The organism is Mycobacterium sp. E2462 (assembly GCF_001672685.1).
Classification (GTDB): domain Bacteria; phylum Actinomycetota; class Actinomycetes; order Mycobacteriales; family Mycobacteriaceae; genus Mycobacterium.
In genome coordinates, this window is record NZ_LZKC01000157.1 from 1 (window position 1) to 5,585 (window position 5,585).

Annotated in this window: 4 protein-coding genes; 2 read left to right on the forward strand and 2 right to left on the reverse strand. The window is 68.6% G+C overall.

Annotated features, from left to right (window positions below):
* Together A5714_RS07230 and A5714_RS07235 are read right to left on the reverse strand one after the other, a co-directional pair.
* The coding region (locus A5714_RS07230; RefSeq protein ID WP_068284213.1) for a UPF0182 family protein at positions 1-2,788 on the reverse strand (2,788 nt) is incomplete at its 3' end.
* 84 nt (positions 2,789-2,872) lie between these two features.
* On the reverse strand, positions 2,873-3,895 hold the full coding sequence (locus tag A5714_RS07235; RefSeq protein ID WP_068068719.1) for a PDZ domain-containing protein: 1,023 nt from the start codon (positions 3,893-3,895) through the stop codon (positions 2,873-2,875).
* Positions 3,896-3,971: 76 nt separating this feature from the next.
* On the opposite strand from A5714_RS07235, the gene A5714_RS07240 reads away from it, so the two are divergent.
* Positions 3,972-5,354 (forward strand): zinc-dependent metalloprotease, encoded by a 1,383-nt coding sequence (locus tag A5714_RS07240; protein ID WP_197513596.1) that lies wholly within the window; start codon positions 3,972-3,974, stop codon positions 5,352-5,354.
* Positions 5,355-5,374: 20 nt separating this feature from the next.
* Positions 5,375-5,585: hypothetical protein (locus A5714_RS25950; RefSeq protein ID WP_156747205.1), on the forward strand; the 211-nt coding region annotated here is incomplete at its 3' end.

The window sequence follows — 5,585 nt, forward strand, 5'->3', positions numbered from 1 at the left end:
GACGGCCTCGACGAGCGCCGGGTCGCTCGGGCGCGCTTGCGGGGGGACTGGCCGGCGTCCCGGCGTCGGTGGGCTGGATGCCCGTGGCCGCCGCACCCGCGCCGGGCCCGAACAGCCCGGTGAGGGCGTCGCGCACGGTCGGGCCGTAGCCGATCTTGTCGTTGTACATCATCGCCACCCGGATCAGCCGCGGGTACGACGACGCCGCGTCGCTGGCCCCCGGGGAGGCATAGACCGGCTCGACGTAGAGCAGGCCGCCCTGCCCGACCGGCAGGGTCAGCAGGTTGCCCCACCGGATCCGGTTCTGGTTGTCGCGCCCGATCACGCCGAGGTCCTGCGACACCGCCGGGTCGGTGGTGATCGCGTTGTTGGCCAGCTTGGGCCCGTTGACCTGACCGGGGATGGTCAGCACGGTGATCCGGCCGTACGTCGCCGGGTCCGAACTGGCGCTGATGTAGGCGGCCAGGTAGTCCCGCTTGAACCGGTTCATCGCGCTGGTCAGCTGATACGACGACGAATTGTCGTTCTTCGCAATGTTTTTCGCCACGATGTAGTACGGCGGCTGATAACTGCTGGCGGTCGGGTTGGGGTCCAGCGGCACGTCCCAGAAGTCCGACGTCGAGAAGAACGTCACCGGGTCGTTGACGTGGTACTTGGCCAACAGCATCCGCTGCACCTTGAACAGGTCCTCGGGGTAGCGCAGGTGCTCGGCCAGCTCGGGGGTGATCTCGCTCTTGGGTTTGACGGTGCCCGGGAACACCTGCATCCATGCCTTGAGCACCGGGTCCTGCTCGTCCTGCTGGTAGAGCGTGACGGTGCCGTCGTAGGCGTCGACCGTCGCCTTGACCGAGTTGCGGATGTAGGAGACCCGCTTGTCCGGCGCCAGCTTGTTGAACGCCACCTCGTTGGAGTCCGCGGTCGCCGACTCCAGCGACGTCAGTTCGGAATACGGGTAGTTGTCCAGCGTGGTGTAGCCGTCGATGATCCACACCAGCCGCTTGTTGACGATCGCCGGGTACACCGAGCTGTCGGTGGTCAGCCACGGCGCCACCGCCTCCACCCGACGCGCCGGGTCGCGGTTGAACAGGATCTTGCTGTTGGAGCCGATGACGTTGGAGAACAAGAAGTTTCGCTCGGCGAACTTGGCGGCGAACACGCTGCGGGACAACCAATCGCCGACCGGCACGCCCCCGAGCCCGGAGTAGGTGTAGTTCTTGGTCTCGTTGCTGGTCTCGTAGTCGTATTCGCGGTCCGCGCCGTTGCGCCCGACGATCGCGTAGTCGGCGGCCGTGTTGGCGATGACGGGCCCGTAGTAGATGCGTGGCTGGTCCAGCGGCGCGGGGCCGTCGGACACCACGCCGCCGTTGGCGCCGACGACGTTGACCATGAATTCGGGATAGCCGCCGTTTTGGTTGGGGTCGTTGGCGACCCCGCGGACGGTGTTGGCCGGCGACGCGATGAACCCGTTGCCATGGGTGTAGACGCTGTGCCGGTTGATCCAGTCGCGCTGGTTCTCGATCAGCCGGTCGGGGTTGAGTTCCCGCGCCGCGACCACGTAGTCGCGCAGCGCCCCGGTGCGGTCCAGATACCGGTCGATGGACAGCTGGTCGGGGAAGTAGTAGAAGTTCTTGCCCTGCTCGAACTGGGTGAACGCCGGGCTGACGATCGTCGGGTCCAGCAGCCGGATGTTCGACGTGGTCCCGCGGTCGTCGGCGACCTGCTGGGCCGTGGCCTGCGCGTCACCGGTGTAGTTGCGGTACGTCACCACGTCCGAGGTCAGCCCGTAGGCCTGCCGTGTCGCCAGGATGCTGCGGCTGATGTATTCGCTTTCCTTCTGCGCCGCATTGGGTTTGACGCTGATCTGCTCGACGATCAGGGGCCAGCCGGCACCCACGATCAGCGACGACAGCAGCAACAGCACCAACCCGATCGCCGGGATCCGCAAGTCGCGCAGCACGATCGCGGAGAACACCGCCGCCGCGCAGATCAGGGCGATCGCCATCAGGATCAGCTTGGCGGGCAGCACCGCGTTGATATCGGTGTAGCCCGCGCCGGTGAACGGCTTGCCGCCGCGGGTGTGCGAGAGCAGCTCGTAGCGGTCCAGCCAGTAGGCGACGGCCTTGAGCACGACGAGCAGGCCGACCAGGGTGACCAGCTGCACGCGCGCCGAGCGGCTCAGCGCGCCGGTCCGCCCGGACAGCCGGATGCCGCCAAAGATGTAGTGCGACAACACGTTGGCGACGAACGCCAGGAACGCGGCGACGAACAGGTAGCTGAGCAGCAGCCGGTAGAACGGCAGCTCGAACGCGTAGAAGCCGAGGTCCTTGCCGAACTGCGGATCCCGGATGCCGAAGTCGCCGCCGTGCAGGAACAGCTGCACGCGCACCCAGTAGCTCTGCGCGATGATGCCGGCCAGCAGGCCGACGGCCACCGGAATCCCGGCGCCCACCAGCCGCAGCCGGGACAACACCAGCGCGCGATAGCGGGCCACGGGGTCGTTGTCGCTGCTCGGCACGAACACCGGGCGGGTGCGGTAGGCCAGCGCCAGCCCCGCGAACACGATGCCGCCGACCAACACCCCCGCGACCAGAAACACCACGAAGCGGGTGACGAGCACCGTGGAGAACACCGAGCGGTAGCCCAGTTCGCCGAACCACAACCAGTCCACGTAGGCGTCGATGAGCCGCGGTCCGGCCAGCAGCAAAGCGATCACGCCCAGGGCGAACAGGATCAGAATCCGGCTACGCCGAGTCAGCTTCGGCATCCTTGCGGTGGGCCGCATCCCCACTGGCTACGCTCCCTGCTCGATGGCTAGACGGTGATCACTCTACGCACTGCGGCACCCGTGACCGGCGGCGTGCGTCGTCGTTCGCTAACAGCTTGGTGCCTGGCCGCCCGAGGTGATCGCGTGCAGCGCATCGATCGCCTGGCCGAGGGTCTCGACCTTGACCAACCGCAGCCCGGACGGATTGTCCGAGTTCGCCTCGTAACAGTTCTTGGCGGGCACCAGGAACACCGTGGCGCCGGCCGCGTGCGCGGCGACCATCTTGTGGGTGATGCCGCCGATTTGGCCGACCTTGCCGTCGGAGGTGATGGTGCCGGTGCCGGCGATGAAGTCCTTGCCGGCCAGGTCGCCGGTGGTGAGTTTGTCGACGACGGCCAGGCTGAACATCAGACCGGCCGACGGGCCGCCGACGTTGGCGAGGTTGAAGTTCACGGCGAACGGCGCCCATGGCGCGTCGAGGACCGCGACGCCCACGAAGCCGTAGTCGCGGTCCTTGTTGGCGCCCAGCGTGATCTGTGCCACGCCGGCGGGCTCGTTCTTGCGCCGGTAGTCGATCGTGATCTGCTGGTTCGGCTTGGTGTTCTTGAGCAGCCCGGTGAACTCCTCGACGCTCGCCACCGGGGTGCCGTTGACCGCGTCGATCGCGTCGCCGGCCTTGAGCTTGCCCACCGACGGCCCCGGGTCGCTGACCTTGGCCACCGTCACCGCCGCCGGGTATTTCAGGTAGCCCAGGGCGGCGTAGGCGGCGCTGTCCTCGGACTGCTTGAAATCCGCGTTGTTGGCTTTGTCGACGTCCTCGCGCGACTTGCCCGGCGGATAGATGAGGTCGCGCGGCACCAGCTGCTCCTGGTCGGACAGCCACAACGTCAGCGCCTCGCCCAGCGTCAGCTCGTCGCGCTGGGACACCGTCGTCATGTTGAGGTGGCCGGTGGTGGGATGCGTCTGGGTCCCGTCGATCGCGACGACCTGCTTGCCGTCGACCTCCCCGAGCGTGTCGAAGGTGGGCCCGGGTCCCAGCGACACGAACGGCACCGTCACGACCGTGAGCAGCACGCCGAAGACCACGATCGGCACCAGCGCGACCATCAGGGTCAGGATCCGCCTGTTCACGCCGATCAGACTAGACGGAGCCCGCGGCCGTCGTTCAGCTGCAAGCTGACCGGGGAGCGCGCCGTGGCCGCCGCCGATGAGTACCGTTGGCGGTATGGCTGACCTGCCTTTCGGCTTCTCCTCCGGGGAAGACCCCGACAAACACGGGAAAAAAGATCCGGATTCGGGCTCCGGCTCGTCCGACCCGTTCGCCGCGTTCGGCATGGGCGGTGAATTCGGCATGGGCGACCTGGGACAGATCTTCACCCAGCTGGGTCAGATGTTCAGCAACGCGGGCAACATGCCCGCCGGCGGCGGGTCCGGCCCGGTGAACTACGACCTGGCGCGGCGCGTGGCGTCGAGCTCCATCGGCTTCGTGGCACCGGTCCCGGCCACCACGAACTCCGCGATCGCCGACGCGGTGCACCTGGCCGAAACGTGGCTCGACGGCGTGACGGCGCTGCCCGCCGGCACCGCGAAGGCCGTCGGCTGGACGCCCACCGATTGGGTCGACAACACGCTGGAGACCTGGAAGCGGCTGTGCGACCCGATGGCGCAACAGATCTCGACGGTGTGGGCGTCGTCGCTGCCCGAGGAGGCCAAGGGCATGGCCGGCCCGCTGATGGCGATGATGTCGCAGATGGGCGGCATGGCGTTCGGCTCGCAGCTGGGACAGGCGCTGGGCCGGCTGTCCCGGGAGGTGCTGACCTCGACCGAGATCGGCCTGCCGTTGGGGCCCAAGGGCGTCGCGGCGGTGCTGCCCGAGGCGGTCGAGTCGTTCGCCACCGGGCTCGAGCGGCCGCGCAGCGAAGTGCTGACGTTCCTGGCGGCGCGGGAGGCCGCCCACCACCGGCTGTTCACCCACGTGCCGTGGCTGTCCAGCCAGCTGCTCGGCGCCGTGGAGGCCTACGCCAGGGGCATGCAGATCGACATGACCGGCATCGAGGAGCTGGCGCGCGACTTCAACCCGGCGACGCTGTCCGACCCCGAAGCCATCGAAAACCTCTTGGGCCAAGGCGTTTTCGAGCCCAAGGCGACCCCGGCGCAGACGCAGGCCCTGGAACGCCTGGAGACGCTGCTCGCGCTGATCGAGGGCTGGGTCCAGGTGGTGGTGGCCGACGCGCTGGGCGACCGGATTCCCGGCGCGGCCGCGCTGGGTGAAACGTTGCGCCGGCGGCGCGCCAGCGGCGGACCGGCCGAGCAGACCTTCGCGACGCTGGTCGGCCTGGAGCTGCGGCCACGCAAGCTGCGCGAGGCCGCCGCGCTGTGGCAACGCCTGACGGAGGCCGCCGGCGTGGATGCCCGCGACGCCATCTGGCAGCACCCGGACCTGCTGCCCGACGCGGACGACCTCGACGAGCCGGCCGCCTTCATCGACCGCGTCGTCGGCGGCGACACCAGCGGCATCGACGAGGCCATGGCCAAACTCGAGCAAGAGGGCGACAGCCCGGGCTCCACCGGTGGCCCCACCAACACTTGACGGCGGGTACTGTTTCTGCCGTGGCTAATCGAAGGGTTGGACTGCGGGGCGGCGCCGGCTGGATGGTCGTGCTCGCGACGCTCAGCGTCGACGGCTGCGACCACCACAACGCCTCGACGTCGCCCGCCTACCAGCACGGCTACGACGCCGGGCGGGCCGGCGGGGTGAAACGCCTGATCAAGCAGGGTGAACTCCCCATCAAGGCGTGCGACGACACCCTCCGGGCCGACA